At 58.7% G+C, this 12810-nt stretch carries 13 protein-coding genes; 4 read left to right on the forward strand and 9 right to left on the reverse strand.

Going from position 1 to position 12810, the window contains the following annotated elements:
• Nucleotides 1–761 precede the first annotated feature (761 nt).
• Both ACTQ4R_RS10955 and ACTQ4R_RS10960 read right to left on the reverse strand, forming a co-directional pair.
• The gene (locus ACTQ4R_RS10955; RefSeq protein ID WP_441628600.1) at nucleotides 762–1340 is read right to left on the reverse strand and encodes a dipicolinate synthase subunit B; all 579 of its coding nucleotides are present in this window, start codon (nucleotides 1338–1340) and stop codon (nucleotides 762–764) included.
• Nucleotides 1337–2188, reverse strand: coding sequence for a dipicolinate synthase subunit DpsA (locus ACTQ4R_RS10960; protein WP_441628602.1), 852 nt, complete (start codon nucleotides 2186–2188; stop codon nucleotides 1337–1339). Before ACTQ4R_RS10960 ends, ACTQ4R_RS10955 begins: the two co-directional genes overlap by 4 nt.
• A gap of 109 nt (nucleotides 2189–2297) precedes the next feature.
• On the opposite strand from ACTQ4R_RS10960, the gene ACTQ4R_RS10965 reads away from it, so the two are divergent.
• A complete protein-coding gene (locus ACTQ4R_RS10965; RefSeq protein WP_441628604.1) occupies nucleotides 2298–2984 on the forward strand; it encodes a YjjG family noncanonical pyrimidine nucleotidase in 687 nt (228 codons plus the stop codon).
• Between the two features lie 45 nt (nucleotides 2985–3029).
• On the opposite strand, the gene ACTQ4R_RS10970 is transcribed toward ACTQ4R_RS10965, so the two are convergent.
• Together ACTQ4R_RS10970 and ACTQ4R_RS10975 are read right to left on the reverse strand one after the other, a co-directional pair.
• The gene (locus tag ACTQ4R_RS10970) at nucleotides 3030–4172 is read right to left on the reverse strand and encodes a hypothetical protein (RefSeq protein WP_441628606.1); all 1143 of its coding nucleotides are present in this window, start codon (nucleotides 4170–4172) and stop codon (nucleotides 3030–3032) included.
• A gap of 57 nt (nucleotides 4173–4229) precedes the next feature.
• Nucleotides 4230–5555, reverse strand: a complete 1326-nt coding sequence (locus ACTQ4R_RS10975; RefSeq protein ID WP_441628608.1) for a CCA tRNA nucleotidyltransferase — start codon at nucleotides 5553–5555, stop codon at nucleotides 4230–4232.
• A 118-nt stretch (nucleotides 5556–5673) separates the two neighbouring features.
• On the opposite strand from ACTQ4R_RS10975, the gene murC reads away from it, so the two are divergent.
• Both murC and ACTQ4R_RS10985 read left to right on the forward strand, forming a co-directional pair.
• Nucleotides 5674–7056 carry a UDP-N-acetylmuramate--L-alanine ligase gene (gene murC / locus ACTQ4R_RS10980; RefSeq protein ID WP_441628610.1) on the forward strand — a complete coding sequence of 461 codons (1383 nt, stop codon included), beginning with the start codon at nucleotides 5674–5676 and terminating at the stop codon, nucleotides 7054–7056.
• A 4-nt stretch (nucleotides 7057–7060) separates the two neighbouring features.
• Entirely contained in the window at nucleotides 7061–7597 is a 537-nt protein-coding gene (locus tag ACTQ4R_RS10985; RefSeq protein ID WP_441628612.1) for a prolyl-tRNA synthetase associated domain-containing protein, read from the forward strand.
• A gap of 39 nt (nucleotides 7598–7636) precedes the next feature.
• On the opposite strand, the gene ACTQ4R_RS10990 is transcribed toward ACTQ4R_RS10985, so the two are convergent.
• The 4 genes from ACTQ4R_RS10990 to ACTQ4R_RS11005 form a co-directional block, all read right to left on the reverse strand.
• Nucleotides 7637–8272 (reverse strand): DUF4230 domain-containing protein, encoded by a 636-nt coding sequence (locus ACTQ4R_RS10990; protein WP_441628614.1) that lies wholly within the window; start codon nucleotides 8270–8272, stop codon nucleotides 7637–7639.
• A gap of 84 nt (nucleotides 8273–8356) precedes the next feature.
• Nucleotides 8357–9739 carry an NADPH-dependent glutamate synthase gene (gltA, locus tag ACTQ4R_RS10995; protein ID WP_441628616.1) on the reverse strand — a complete coding sequence of 461 codons (1383 nt, stop codon included), beginning with the start codon at nucleotides 9737–9739 and terminating at the stop codon, nucleotides 8357–8359.
• Nucleotide 9740: 1 nt separating this feature from the next.
• The gene (locus ACTQ4R_RS11000; protein WP_441628618.1) at nucleotides 9741–10583 is read right to left on the reverse strand and encodes a sulfide/dihydroorotate dehydrogenase-like FAD/NAD-binding protein; all 843 of its coding nucleotides are present in this window, start codon (nucleotides 10581–10583) and stop codon (nucleotides 9741–9743) included.
• A 171-nt stretch (nucleotides 10584–10754) separates the two neighbouring features.
• Complete coding sequence (locus ACTQ4R_RS11005; RefSeq protein ID WP_441628620.1) at nucleotides 10755–11417, reverse strand: Crp/Fnr family transcriptional regulator; 663 nt, start codon at nucleotides 11415–11417, stop codon at nucleotides 10755–10757.
• Between the two features lie 195 nt (nucleotides 11418–11612).
• Here ACTQ4R_RS11005 and ACTQ4R_RS11010 point away from each other — a divergent pair, with 195 nt between their 5' ends.
• Complete coding sequence (locus ACTQ4R_RS11010) at nucleotides 11613–12062, forward strand: CBS domain-containing protein (protein WP_441628622.1); 450 nt, start codon at nucleotides 11613–11615, stop codon at nucleotides 12060–12062.
• Nucleotides 12063–12158: 96 nt separating this feature from the next.
• Here the strand turns inward: ACTQ4R_RS11010 and ACTQ4R_RS11015 are convergent, their stop codons facing one another.
• On the reverse strand, nucleotides 12159–12746 hold the full coding sequence (locus tag ACTQ4R_RS11015; RefSeq protein ID WP_441628624.1) for a 4'-phosphopantetheinyl transferase family protein: 588 nt from the start codon (nucleotides 12744–12746) through the stop codon (nucleotides 12159–12161).
• Between the last annotated feature and the right edge of the window lie 64 nt (nucleotides 12747–12810).

The raw sequence follows: 12810 nt of genomic DNA on the forward strand, positions 1-12810 counted from the left end.
CTGAGCCAGGATCAAACTCTCTATAAAATGGTATCAACACGAACCGTAGTTCGAGCTAATCTTTTACAGAGCTATTTGTCATAGCTTCATGTTTTTTATAGTTACGGGCCCTGGTAATTGACTGAACCCGGCCCCGCAACTTTTTCGGTGCTCCTCTGCGATTTCTCACAGAAAAGCTTACCGTCTGGTGCTTTCTTTTCGTTACGTTGTTTAATTTACAAGGTACACGCCGTTCCCGGCGGAACATTGCTAATTTTACAAAATCTTTTCGAATTTGTCAAGTACTTTTTTCAAAAGTTTTTGATGTTTTCGACTCAATTTTGCACTTTCAGCAACTTTTTTAAGTTACCACAATCAGCTCGCTTTGTCAAGAACTTTTTCAGAAAGTTTTCAACATTGTTCGCTGTAAACTTGAGTGGCAACTTTCGATAAGTTACCACACTTTGTGGCTGCTGTCAAGTGTTTTTTCTTCCACTCTCTGGCGCAGTGCTTACCGCGCCGACAGCTTTGTTAGAATACCAAAGGCCGTCCAAAAAGTCAACCCTCTTTTTCGCGCTTTGTCTACTTTTTCTTTCGCCTTCTTGTTTTTTCCTATTTCCTGGAAATTATTCACCATATCCCTTAATGTTTCTGATATTTACTATTAGCAGATCTTATTGATTTATCTGTTTTTTCTCATTCCATTCGTCATTTTTACTGACTTGTCTCCTTTTTCTTGTTGCAAAAGGAGAGGGTTCCCCCTCTCCTTTCATCATCCATAGTTATGATCGCAGTAATACTGGCTGGAGCTGCTCCCCCCGCAGAGCTGCGTCCACGGTCTGCGGCAGCAATGTAAAGTCCGCCATTAAGGAGCAAGGTTTCAAAATAGCACTGTCCTGCCCAAAGGGGACAAAGTAGTAGTTTTTGCGCACCAATAGCTCGCCGATATTTTTCGCTCCCGCGGACAACCCGTCGTTGCTGGCCATGGCGATAACCACCGGCCGGCCATTGCGGAGATGGGCTTTGGCGGCCATGGTCACCGTCGTGTCCGTGATGCCGGCGGCTAATTTGGCGAGGGTGTTTCCCGTTGCCGGTGCGATGACCAGCACATCCAGCAATCCTTTCGGCCCGATGGGTTCCACCGAAGGAATATCCATCAAAGGCTCTCGTCCCGTTAGTTCCTGCAGCCGCTTTAACAGCGCATCCGATGCACCAAATCTTGTATCTGTGCTCCCTGTAATCTCCGATACGATAGGGATAATGGTTTCATATTCCTCTGTTAGTCCCTTCAGCGCCTCCAGGACCTTCGCGTGTGTACAGAAGGACCCGCACATGGCGAATCCGACTCGCTCCTTTCTCACACCAGGTCACCTCGTTCTTCCAGAATCTGATAGACCGTGTCCCGGATGATCTCCGCCGCAGCCAGGGGCACCAGCCGCCCCGGCAGGGACCGGGCCCACACCTGGGGCATGCCCCGGCGTTCTGCGGCCGCTAGGTCGATTCCCTGCACGGACGCCAGATCCACACACAGGCAATTCTCCGGCAGCTGCTCCAGCAGCCGCTCATCCAGGACCAGAGAGGGCACGGTGTTGAACACCGCCCGGAACCCAGACAGGTGTCCATCCAGCTTTCCGATCTCCAGGGCTTCACAGCCATAGGCCCGTATCCAGGCCAGGTCCTCCGGCTTTCTGGCGGCGGCTGTCACCAGCGCCCCCAGGCCCCGTAAACGAAAGGCCAGGAGCCTGCCGATGCGGCCGAAGCCCAAAACCAGACACTTTCCGCCCAACAGCAGCTGATCTGACTGCTCCATAGCCACCTGGATAGCTGCTTCCGCCGTGGCGGCGGCATTGGCTACCTTCAGTTCTTCCCTTGTAAAGTAGTCCACCACTTGTAAGCCTAGGCTTTCCGCCTCTCGGCGCTGCTCCGGCGGCACCTGTCCCGCAAGGACGGTCTGCCAAGGGGCCAGTTTTCGAAACAGCTCAGCGGTAGTCACCGGGTCCTCCCGGCAGTTGAGGACTTGCTCCCCTCTGCACAGCGGCAAAGGAAGAACCACGATCTCCTGGCCCGCCGCCTGGTCCAGTGTGGCCTCTCCGCCCGGCTTCCATTCCTGCAATCCGTATGTGACCACCCGGTGGCCGTCCCGGCGCAGGAGCCGTGCCAGTTCCGCCTGTCGCCGGTCTCCGCCGATGACGCCAAAGCGCTTGTTCATCCCCATCCCTCCCTGCTCCATGGTATGCTTTCACTCCAAGAGAGTGATTGCCTTTTCAGCCAGCGCATGATAAGATACATTATATAAATAAAAATGAAGGAGTCGTTTCATGAAATATCCCTATCTGCTCTTTGACGCAGACGATACGCTGTTTGACTTTCCGAAGGCCTCCGTCAGGGCCTTTACTCTCATGTGCCAGACCCATGGCATCCCCGATACACCCGAGGTCCGCCAGTTGTACCATGACATCAACCGGGAGCTGTGGGATGCCTTTGACCGAGGAGAGGTCTCCAAGGAGTATGTGACCCTGGAGCGGTACGTGCGCCTTTTGCGGGCTTTGGGGCTGGAGGACCGGGACCCCGCTCAGTGCAACGAGGACTACCTGTCCGCTCTGGGGGAAGGCGTCTATCCCCTGCCCCATGCGGAGGAGGTCTGCCGGGAGCTGGTTCACCGGGGGCATAAGCTGTACATCCTCACCAATGCCGTGGCATCTGTGCAGCGCAGCCGCCTGCGGGGCAGCGTATTCGCCGATCTCATCACCGCCGCCTTCATCTCCGAGGATGCCGGCGCCTCCAAGCCGGACAGGGCTTATTATGAATACGTCTGTGACAGAGTGCCGGAACTGACAGCGGAAAATGCCCTCGTCATCGGGGACTCCCTGGCAACGGACATCCGGGGCGCCAATAACGCCGGACTTCCCTGCTGCTGGTTCAACCCCAAGCGGCAGACACCGCCGCAGGGGTTGCGCATTGACTACATTGTTACAGACCTGCGGCAGCTGCTGGACATCGTGTAAAAACTCACCGCCGGAGGAACTCTCCTCCGGCGGTGAGTTTTGGATTCAAGGGATCTCCCAGGTGACAGTGGGTGCCGTACTGTCCTCCGTGGCGGTATACAGGTAACACTGGTTTTCCTGGAAGCTGAGGCGCATTTCGCCCCAGGAGTCTCCCTCCGCATAAGTGTCACGGAACACGCCGTCCTCCAGAACTTCTGTGCTGTCTGTGTAATTCAAGCAGTAGCCGTACACGGTGCCGCTTTGCTCGCTGAGGACCACAATGTACGCTCCGCCATAAGGGTCTCCCTGCGCCCGTTCCACCCACAACAGACATTCCCGCTGCCCGTCCCGGTCTGTGTCTACCCAGGCCAGCTTCGTCATACTGAGCGGTTGGTCCGCGTACTCCGTGATGCCGCCGGGCTGGAGGTAAGCCTCCAATGTCGTTTCCCCGGCGTCCCCGCCAAAGCCATCGGCAGTGACGGCGTAAAAGGGCCCTTCGTTTTCCAAGACCTCCCTAATAGCCGCCTGGGCCACATCATCCCGCTCCGGGTCCAGCGGTTCATCCAAAGGCACCTTTCCGTAATCCTGAATGGGCAGGGTCAGTGGAGACAGCTCCGGCAGCTGGACGGTGGTGGGTGTTTCCCGCAGATAGCGGCTGCCGGGTATCACATCCTCCGCCGCCGTATAGATTTGCACCGGCGCTTCTGTTCCCTCCTGGAAAAACTCCGTCTGCGCCAGCTCCCCATTCCCCAAGGTGATCTTGTCAATAAAATGTCCGCCCATATGGCCCCAGTCGTAGGCCAGGCCGTTTTCTCCCGGCCAGGTATAGAAGCTGGTGTGCCCAGTGGAAATATCTCCCAGCTCTGTCACGGTGCCGTCCCGGTAGCCGTACACCGTGGTGTGGTATCCCGCCTCTCCCAATCCGTAACGGATCAGCAGCTCCGGCGCAGCGTCCTGATCAATGTCATAGAGGACATACTGGCCGCTGACCTCTCCGATTTCCAAATCCACGTTATTGGGGTCGTAATCCGGCCGGTCTGTGTCCCGCAGTTCTTTTTCCCGCTGGCACAGGTCCTCCAAAAAGCCAATATAAGCCCCCCGCCAGGGCTCCGCCGGTTGGACAGGTTCTTCTGTTACAGGCTCTGCCTGTTTCCCGCAGCCGGACAGCAGCAGACACGCCACCAGGGTCAAAAGCACTTTTTTGTGCATAAATATACCACCTCTATTCTCGCTCTGCCGCCAGTATAGAGGTGGTATCATCATTCTTCAACCACAAAACGGTAACAGTCCCGCCGCCGTTTTCAGCAATATCTCCCGCTCATTGGGCACATCACCGTCCACCACCCGGTCCAGCAGAAGGTCCAGCATCCGCCCTATCGCCGGGCCGCGAAGCCCCAGGGCTGCCAGGTCGCCGCCCCGCACCGCCAGTTGCCCGAGGGACACACAGGCCCCCTCCGCCAGCAGGCGGTCCAAAATGGCCTCCGCTTTGTCAATCTCCCCCAGCAGGTCCTGGTGGGCCTGGGCCTGGTTGTCCGCCCGCTTCACCGCCAGTAAGCGCCGCAGGTCCGCCTCCCCCAGGTCCCGCAGGGCACGACGAAGGCCCTGGTCCGTCCGTGGGATGTTTCGGTCGTGCCATTCCACCAAACGCACCACGGTCTCCCGGGTAGCGTTATCCACCCGCAGGCGGCGGAGCATATCCTCCGTTAGGGCGGCACTCCGGGCGGGATGGCCCTTGAAATGGCCGTGGCCCCGGGCATCCAATGTGAAAGTCTCCGGTTTTCCCACATCATGGAGCAGCATGGTGCATCGCAGGACCACATCCGGCTCCACCGCCGCCAGGGCGTGGAGGGTATGCTCCCAAACATCATAGCAGTGGTGCCGTGTCCGCTGGTCAAAACCTATCATGGGCAGCAGCTCCGGCCAGAACACACCCACGACTTCCGGATACGCCCGCAGCACTTCATCAGCCCACCGCCCCGTCAGCAGGCGGGAAAGCTCTGCCCAGACGCGCTCCGGTGCGATGTCCCGCAGCAGCTCTTTTTTCTCTCGGATGGCAGACGCTGTTTTTTCCTCTAGGACGAAACCTAGGCAGGCGGAAAACCGCAGTCCCCGCAAAATCCGCAGGGCATCCTCATGAAACCGCCGCTCCGGTTCCCCCACGCACCGCAAAATTCCCCTCTCAAGGTCCCCAAGCCCCCCGAAGGGGTCCCGGAAGGTGCCCCGCAGGTCCAGGGCCATGGCGTTGACGGTAAAATCCCGGCGCCTCAGATCCTCCTCCAGAGAGTCCGTAAAAGTGACCGTCTCCGGCCGGCGATGGTCGCGGTACGCTCCATCCTTTCGGAAGGTGGTTACCTCTACCGGTTGGTCCTCCGTGCGGACGGTGACTGTTCCGTGCTTCAACCCCGTGGGGACAGCCCGTTCACCGAACAGGGCCATGGTCTCCTCCGGAAGGGCGGAGGAGGTCACATCCCAGTCCACCGGCGTCCTGCCCAGCCGCAGGTCCCGGACGCAGCCCCCCACGCACCAGGCCTGGTGGCCGGCGGACTCCAGGGTACACAGAAGATTTTTCACAAATTCCGGGATTTTTGCCATACTTCCTCCCGCTTTTAGTTGCATTTCTCTTTCACGTATACTATAATGAAGTGCTTAAATTATAGTATAGTGTCTCCGGTTTTGCAACCGGAAGGCCTTTTGAAAGGAAGTTCTTTCCATGATGAACAATCCCCTTCCCATCCGTGACCTCATCGTTCCCGGCAAGCGTGCCCATCTGGTGGGCATTGGCGGCGTGTCCATGTGCCCTCTGGCGGAGGTGCTCAAGGGCATGGGCCTGGAGGTCCAGGGGTCTGATATGAATGACAGCGACACCGTGGAGCATCTGCGCTCCCTGGGCATCCCCGTGGCCATCGGCCACAACGCCGATAACCTGGGAGACTGCGACCTGGTCATCCGCACCGCCGCCGTCCATGACGGCAATCCGGAGATCGCCGGTGCCGTGGCCCGGGGCATTCCTGTCTATGAGCGGGCCCAGGCCTGGGGCGCCATTATGCAGCGCTATCCCAACGCCCTATGCGTTTCCGGCACCCACGGCAAGACTACCACCACCTCCATGTGCACCCACATCTTCATGGCAGCCCAGCAGGACCCCACCGTTATGATCGGCGGGACCCTGCCCCTGCTGCACTCCGGCTACCGGGTGGGCAAGGGGGACACCATCATTCTGGAGTCCTGCGAATACTGCAACAGCTTTCTCAGTTTCTACCCCACTGTGGCCGTCATTTTGAACGTGGAGCCGGACCACCTGGACTTTTTCAAGGATTTGCAGGACATTGAGCACTCCTTCCACAAGTTCGCGGACCTGGTGCCCTCCACCGGCTCCGTCATCATCAACGCCGACAACCAGGGAGCACTGGACTCCGTGGCAGGTCTTTCCCATCCTGTGTTCACCTTCGCCCTGGACCACGAGGCCGACTGCACCGCCGCCAATCTGGGTGAGGAGGACGGCCGTCCCACGTTTGACATTATGATTCACGGAGAAGCATACGCCCACGTGAAGCTCCATGTCTACGGCCGCCACAATGTGCTCAACGCCCTGGCAGCCGCCTCTGCTGCATACGCCCTGGGCCTGCCCGGCGAGGCCGTAGAGGAGGGCCTGGCCGCTTTCACCGGAGCCGGCCGCCGCTTTGAGCACAAGGGCACCTACAACGGCGCCGAGGTCTATGACGATTACGCCCACCATCCCGATGAGCTCCACGCCCTGCTGGCCACCGCCCGTTCCCTGCCCTATAAGCGGCTCATTGTGGCCTTCCAGCCCCACACCTACTCCCGCACCGCCAAGCTGTTCGACCGCTTTGTGGAAGAGCTGAAGCTGCCGGACGTGACCATCCTGGCGGAGATCTTCGCAGCCCGGGAACAGAATACCCTGGGCATTTCCTCCTCCGACCTGTGCCGGAACATTCCCGGCGCGGTGTACTGCTCTACCCTGGATAAGGTAACGGAAGAGCTTCGCAAAGCCGCCCAGCCCGGTGACCTTATTCTGACTGTGGGCGCCGGCGACATTTACCGTGCCGGCGAGAAGCTGCTGAAGGAGGAATAAGTCCATGGAGATCTCCGGTATTTTCACGACCGCTCCTGCGGCGGACCGCTGCCAGGCGGAGATGGCCTCCTTCGCCCTGTTGGACCAACTGCACATTCCCTACCAGCGGGTGGAGCACTCCATTGCCAACACCATGGCGGACTGCGCCGCTATCAGCGACGTGCTGGGCATCCGCATCTGCAAGAACCTCTTTTTATGTAACCGGCAGAAAACGGACTTTTACCTTTTGACCATGCCGGAGGATAAGCCCTTCCACACCAAGGACCTCAGCCATCAGATCGGCTCCTCACGCCTGTCTTTCGCCCCGCCCGAGGCCATGGAGACGCTTTTGGGCTGCACCCCCGGCTCCGCCAGCGTGCTGGGGCTCATGAACGACACAGACCATCATGTCCGCCTTCTGATGGATCGGGAGGTCTATGAAGCCCAATGGTTTGGCTGCCACCCCTGCAAAAATGACGGCAGCCTCCGCATCGCCACCTCCGACCTGCTGAACGTTTTTCTCCCCCACACGGGACATCACGTCACCGTGGTAGACCTGTAAAAAAATGCGCGTGCCCTCCGGCACACGCATTTTTACACTTTATCCAGCAAGCTCCACTGTCAGTTGGACATCCTCCGGAAGGAGTTCCCCCACCATCAGCTGGACACTGCTTCGAGCCTTCTGCCCGGCCTCTTCCAGGAGTCCGCGGCTGACGGCTTTTTCTTCCACAATGGCTTTCTGCTCCGCTTGAAAGGCCGTGAAATCCTCCACGGTGAAGGGGTTGAAAATGCTGGCCTTTTCGTCAAAAATCTCTACGCTGTCCTCTTCGATCTCATGGGAGAGGACCTGCGCCTTTGGAAGCATGATTCGCACCGCTCCGCCGGAGACTTCCACCTGCGCCCGGCTCAAGTCGATTCCCGCTTTGATGGTCCCGTCATAGGTGAGAATGAACTTCTTCGTGGTAAAGGGAACCTTGACGCCGTAAAAGTCATTGCTGTTTTCAAATTGGGCCATATTGGTATAGCCATATGTCATGGTAGCCAGTTCGCTGATCTCCGCCAGGCGGCTCTCCAGCACCACGGCGGAAAGCTCCGGTGCCTTTTCGCTGTTTTCCGCGGCATACCGGCCTCCCAGGAAACCCGCCGCGCCGATGGCCGCGCAAAGCAGGATGGCCAGGCAGATGTACTTGATCGTTTTGCAGGGACGGAGCCTGTTTTTCTCCTGTGTCTGGCTCATTGTCATCTCTTCCTTCTTTGAATCGAATTGTTTTCGGCTTTTGCAAAAAGGAGCGGGCGAATGCCCGCTCCTTTTTCACGGTTTTTACTTGCTCAGCGCCTCGTCGATAGCCTTGGCAGCGGTCTTGCCGGCGCCCATGGCCAAAATAACGGTAGCAGCGCCGGTGACGGCGTCACCGCCGGCGTAAACATTCTCCTTGGAGGTTAGGCCGTCCTCGTTGACCACGATGCCGCCCTTCTTGTTGATCTCCAGGCCCTTGGTGGTGTCCTTGATCAGGGGGTTGGGGCTGGTGCCCAGAGCCATGATGACGCAGTCCACGTCCAGGTCGAACTCGCTGCCGGGGATCTCCACAGGGCGGCGGCGGCCGGAGGCGTCGGGCTCGCCCAGCTCCATCTGGATGCAGCGGATCTTGTTGACGTTATCGTTCTCGTCAGCCAAAATCTCCACGGGGTTGTTGAGGGTCTTGAAGATGATGCCCTCTTCCTCGGCGTGCTCCACCTCTTCCTTACGGGCGGGGAGCTCTTCCATGCCGCGGCGGTACACGATGTACACCTCGGCGCCCAGGCGCTTGGCGCAGCGGGCGGCGTCCATAGCCACGTTGCCGCCGCCAACGACCGCCACCTTCTTGGGATGGACGATGGGGGTGTCGGACTCGGGCTTGTAGGCCTTCATCAGATTGATGCGGGTCAAGAACTCGTTGGCGGAGAACACGCCCTTGTAGTTGACGCCGGGGATATTCATGAACATGGGCAGGCCGGCACCGGAGCCAATGAACACGGCCTCAAAGCCCTGCTCCTCCATCAGCTCGTCCACGGTGATGGTACGGCCCACCACGGTATCGGTGGCGATGGTGACGCCCAGGGCCTTCAAGCCGTCCACTTCCTTCTGGACGATGGACTTGGGCAGACGGAACTCGGGGATGCCATAGACCAGCACGCCGCCGGCCAGGTGCAGGGCCTCGAACACGGTGACCTCATATCCCTTGCGGGCCAGGTCGCCGGCGCAGGTCAAGCCTGCGGGGCCGGAGCCCACGATGGCCACACGGTGGCCGTTGGAGGCAGGCTTTTCGGGCGCCGTATGGCAGTTGGCATTGTGCCAGTCGGCCACAAAGCGCTCCAGACGGCCGATACCCACGGGCTCGCCCTTCTTGCCCCGGACACAGTACTTCTCGCACTGGTTCTCCTGGGGGCAGACACGGCCGCAGACGGCGGGCAGAGCGGAGGTATGGGAAATGATCTGATAGGCCTCCTCGAAGTTGCCCTTGGCCACCTCGGCGATAAACTCGGGGATATGTACCATAACAGGGCAGCCGGTCATGCAGGGCTTGGCCTTGCAGTTCAAGCAGCGCTGGGCCTCGTCCAGAGCCTGCTCCTCGGTATAGCCCAGTGCCACCTCCTGGAAATTCTTATTGCGGACGTTGGGGTCCTGGGAGGGCATGGGGTTTTTCACTAAAGACATATTGGCCATATTATTCGGCCTCCTTCTTGAACAGGTTGCAGGTCTCCTCGTGCTTGTGCATCTCGAAATCCCGATACATCTGGTTGCGCTTGACAGCCAGGTCCCAATCCACCTTGTGGCCGTCGAAGTCGGGGCCGTCCACGCAGGCGAACTTCATCTCACCGCCGACGCTGAGGCGGCAGCCGCCGCACATGCCGGTGCCGTCCACCATGATGGGGCTCATGGAGACGGTGGTGGGGATGCCGTAGGGTTTGGTGGTCAAGGAAACAAACTTCATCATGACCATGGGGCCGATGGCGAAGACCTCGTCATACTGGTTCCCGGCCTCGATGAGCTCCTTCAGAGCATCAGTGACCAGACCCTTGCGGCCGTAGGAGCCATCGTCGGTGCAGACGATCAGCTGATCGCTGGACTTCTTGAAGTCCTCCTCCAGAATCACCAGGTCCTCGCTGCGGAAGCCGACGATGGCGTGGACCTCGGCACCGTCATCGTGGAACTTCTTCAGCACGGGATAGGCGATGGCGCAGCCAACGCCGCCGCCCACCACGCAGACCTTCTTCTTGCCCTCGGTCACAGTGGCCTTGCCCAGGGGGCCTACAAAGTCCTGGAGGCAGTCGCCCTCGTTGAGGTGGCTCAGCTTCTCGGTGGTGGCGCCCACGGTCTGGACGATGATGGTAACGGTGCCCTTTTCGGGGTCGTAATTATTGATGGTGATGGGGATGCGCTCGCCGTTCTCGTCCACCCGCAGGATGATAAACTGGCCCGGCTGCGCCTTCTTGGCGATCAGGGGAGCTTCGATCTCATACAGCGTAACGGTGGGACGGAGAGCCTCTTTTCTCACGATGCGATACATATTTTTCCTTCTTTCCCAAAGTCTGAATTTTAGGAGTACGCAGACCTGCATCCTATGAAATGACACATTGTTTACATTTTAACATATGGATGTTCGTCCGTCAACGGATTTTTCCCGTTGTTTTGCCAAATTTTTAACGTTCCTTTTGGAATATTCGCTGACCAGCGCCGTTTATGTACAAAGTGTGATCTTCCGCCCCTCACTGCGGATGACCCCCTCCTCCCTTAGGCGCTTCAGCTCCCGCATCATGGCGCTGCGGTCCGTGGCGATATAGTCAGCCAGGGTGCTTAGAGAGAAGGGCAGCACGACGGTGTTGCTGCCCGCCTTTTCGCTGAGTTGGCGGAAGTAGCAAAGGAGCTTTTCCCGGATGGTGCGGCGGGACAGCACATCCACCCGCTGGCTGAGCTTCTGGGCCTTTTCTACCAAAAGGCCCAGCATGTTCTGCACCAGCAGGCTGTGGTGGGTGCAGGCCCGTTCGCACCGTTTCAGAATGTGATAGTAGTCAATAAAGAGCACCTCGCAGCCGGAGCGGCTGACCACCTCCAAGCTATCCCCGCCGGACACGGCAAAGGCCAGACTCCGTCCAAATACACTGCCGGGACCCAACTCCTCCAGCACGGTGGCCATGCCCTCCTCGTCGATGCGGATGAGGGCGGCACTGCCCCGTTCCACGATGCCCACCGCGTCCCCGGAGGAGGACGTGAAGTCGCAGATGAGCTCGTCAGCACGGAAGTTCTTTTGCGTTGCCCGGAAACAATCCATCATCCGCAGATACTCGTCATAGGTGATATTCCGGAACAGAGGGCTCTGCTCCATCTCTTTCTGCGTCAGCATCGCGATCACTCCTTACTTGTTGCATATACAACATCAATGCTATCATACCAGCCTCCGCAGCAAATGTAAAGAGGAGGAATTGGCAAATTTCATAGATTATTCACCATTTCACCAGGTCTTTCCTGTATACTGTAACCATAGACCGGGGTCGGTCAAATACGGGCGGTCTTCCGCCCCGAGAAATGAGGCATTGCAGTGAATATTGCTTATTTTCTGATCCCCAAGAGCAGTGTGGCCTATCTGTACGATGACTTCACCTTCCGCCAGGGTCTGGAAAAAATGCGGCATCACGGCTATACCGCCATTCCCGTCATCACCCGGGACGGTCAGTACGTCGGTACCGTCAGTGAGGGCGATTTTCTCTGGCAGCTCCTCTCCGAGGAGCAAAGCTCCCAGCATCCCTGTTCCATGCGGGACTTGGAGCGGCTGCGGGTCCGGGACCTTCTTCGGAAGGACAGCTATCCCCCTGTCCGGATCACCGTCAGCATGGAGGAGCTTCTCCACAGCGCCATGAACCAGAATTTCATCCCCGTGGTGGACGATTTCGACTGCTTTATCGGCATCGTGACCCGCAAGGACATCATTCGCTATTTCGCCGGTGAAACCAAGGCGGAACAGCCTGGCTTTCTTCGAAAGATCGTATAAATCCGTACATGACTTTCTCACCTGGATAGACGCGGAAGGACCCCGGCAGCAGCCGGGGTCCTTCCGTGTCTGTTTTCTATAAGTTTAAGATGTGTATCACAGCAGCTCCTCTAGGCACAGCCGCCGCACCTCCCGACGCAGCCGCCCTTCAAAGGCCACGCAGGCAGCACATCCCGGAATTGTCTCCGGAAACCAGAGCCGCTCCTCCGGCGCCAGGGGACTTTCCGCTCCCAACTCCACCGGAGTGCCTGTTCGTTTGGCTCGTGCCTCCCGGCGGACCCAGCTTTCAAAAAACGCCGCCTCGGAGGAAGCGCCGAAACGCTTCATGAGCCCGGGCGAGGCCGGGCGGATTCGCTGAATGTCCACGCCGATGTCCCGCCTGCTCAGTCCCACCAGCACCGCCCCCTCCGTATGGCTGAGGTTGAAAGCCACTTCCGGGAAATCCGGGAAGCAGGGCTTTCCCAGGGGGCCGTATCCCATAGGCGGCAAAGCATCCCAACCCAATTCCTCCGCCAGGGCCAACGCCAGGAGACGGTAGGCGCAAAGCGGCTCCCGCCGCTGCTCCCTCTGGGGCAGACGCAAAAGCCGCTGATGCCGCTCCGGCGGCAGCACCGCCAGCAGATACGCTTCCTCCGCCTCTGTCAGCGGCCGGTCCAGCCGGGCCGCCCAAACTCCACCCTCCATGTCCGTTCCCTCCCCAGCCGTATGCTTGAATATTTATTGTACCCACCTATTGGAAGCCTTGTAA

Source organism: Dysosmobacter sp. Sow4_B12, assembly GCF_052116665.1.
Classification (GTDB): Bacteria; Bacillota; Clostridia; order Oscillospirales; family Oscillospiraceae; genus Oscillibacter.

What these genes read in the sequence shown, in the direction of transcription:
- ACTQ4R_RS10960 (WP_441628602.1), bottom strand. Translation starts at nt 2,188, where the DNA reads ATGAACAAGCGCTTTGGCGTCATCGGCGGAGACCGGCGACAGGCGGAA.
- ACTQ4R_RS10985 (WP_441628612.1), top strand. Translation starts at nt 7,061, where the DNA reads ATGGAGATCTCCGGTATTTTCACGACCGCTCCTGCGGCGGACCGCTGC.
- ACTQ4R_RS11015 (WP_441628624.1), bottom strand. Translation starts at nt 12,746, where the DNA reads ATGGAGGGTGGAGTTTGGGCGGCCCGGCTGGACCGGCCGCTGACAGAG.
- ACTQ4R_RS10975 (WP_441628608.1), bottom strand. Translation starts at nt 5,555, where the DNA reads ATGGCAAAAATCCCGGAATTTGTGAAAAATCTTCTGTGTACCCTGGAG.
- ACTQ4R_RS10990 (WP_441628614.1), bottom strand. Translation starts at nt 8,272, where the DNA reads ATGAGCCAGACACAGGAGAAAAACAGGCTCCGTCCCTGCAAAACGATC.
- ACTQ4R_RS10970 (WP_441628606.1), bottom strand. Translation starts at nt 4,172, where the DNA reads ATGCACAAAAAAGTGCTTTTGACCCTGGTGGCGTGTCTGCTGCTGTCC.
- murC (WP_441628610.1), top strand. Translation starts at nt 5,674, where the DNA reads ATGATGAACAATCCCCTTCCCATCCGTGACCTCATCGTTCCCGGCAAG.
- gltA (WP_441628616.1), bottom strand. Translation starts at nt 9,739, where the DNA reads ATGGCCAATATGTCTTTAGTGAAAAACCCCATGCCCTCCCAGGACCCC.
- ACTQ4R_RS10965 (WP_441628604.1), top strand. Translation starts at nt 2,298, where the DNA reads ATGAAATATCCCTATCTGCTCTTTGACGCAGACGATACGCTGTTTGAC.
- ACTQ4R_RS11005 (WP_441628620.1), bottom strand. Translation starts at nt 11,417, where the DNA reads ATGCTGACGCAGAAAGAGATGGAGCAGAGCCCTCTGTTCCGGAATATC.
- ACTQ4R_RS11000 (WP_441628618.1), bottom strand. Translation starts at nt 10,583, where the DNA reads ATGTATCGCATCGTGAGAAAAGAGGCTCTCCGTCCCACCGTTACGCTG.